This window comes from Shewanella sp. AS1 (assembly GCF_021412565.1).
Lineage (GTDB): Bacteria > Pseudomonadota > Gammaproteobacteria > Enterobacterales > Shewanellaceae > Shewanella.
Map to the genome: position 1 here is coordinate 1 of NZ_JAKCLJ010000084.1, position 288 is coordinate 288.

Annotated in this window: 1 protein-coding gene; it reads left to right on the forward strand. The window is 61.1% G+C overall.

What is annotated here, in order from left to right; translation table 11 throughout:
- Positions 1-288 (forward strand): ABC transporter substrate-binding protein (locus LZP69_RS16155; RefSeq protein WP_234201715.1); only part of this gene is annotated, 288 nt, incomplete at both ends.

Below are 288 nucleotides of genomic sequence, written 5' to 3' on the forward strand. Positions count from 1 at the left end.
AGGAAGTCACCGCGCACGACTTCAAGGCGAGCTACGCGGCCCTCTTTGCCGACCCGACGCTGCAGCTGCACCCCTATGTTTATCCCAAGCTCAAGCTGGAAAACATTGTGGACGTAGACGACTATACGCTCACGATCAAGAGCGAAAAGCCGTTCCCCAGCATCTTCCTGCTGCCCACGATCCTTTGCGTCTCGCGCAAGGCCATCGAGGCGGACCCGAAGAACTTTGCGGACAAGCCCGGCGCGGGGTCCGGCCCCTGGATGCTCAAGACGTGGGCCCGTGAAGGAC